At 52.1% G+C, this 518-nt stretch carries 1 protein-coding gene; it reads left to right on the forward strand.

What is annotated here, in order from left to right:
- Window positions 1–187: hypothetical protein (locus Q1A34_RS21960; protein ID WP_300039653.1), on the forward strand; the 187-nt coding region annotated here is incomplete at its 5' end.
- Window positions 188–518 lie beyond the last annotated feature (331 nt).

The raw sequence follows: 518 nt of genomic DNA on the forward strand, positions 1-518 counted from the left end.
TGATGTAATTGAGTTGCTGGGTTACTACCTCAAACAGTTGCCCGGTGCGGGTTTCTGCAGTGACGTCAAAAAGAAATCTCAACCATCTGGTCCCGCCATCGGGCATCCGCTTTGGTGTGCCCCGGCTGAGGAGATGTTTATTTACACCTTGTCCATCTGTGATCCGAAAACGTGCTTCCGAGACTGAAAGGGTTCAGGCGGAAATCTCCACTGATGCCTGCAGGTTCTCAAGGTCGTCCGGATTCACCATCGCCATCAAGTGTTGGGGATCTTTGCCAATCTGCGTTGCAGGCAGTCCCTAGATCTTTTCGCACCCGGAATTAAGTGGCCGGATTGTCTCTCTTTGCTCGCCATCGACTTCGAAGACGAATGCTGCCCCTGGCAGGTTCTCTGCGAACGTCTCGAGGAGTTCCTCCTGATCAATCTCCTTCATCGCATCATTCCACGTGTCATCGCAGCAAAGTCACAGAAGCGGTAACAGTGATGGGCGAACAAACCGTAAATTGTAGCCTCGGCTA

This window comes from uncultured Roseobacter sp. (assembly GCF_947491795.1).
Lineage (GTDB): Bacteria > Pseudomonadota > Alphaproteobacteria > Rhodobacterales > Rhodobacteraceae > Roseobacter.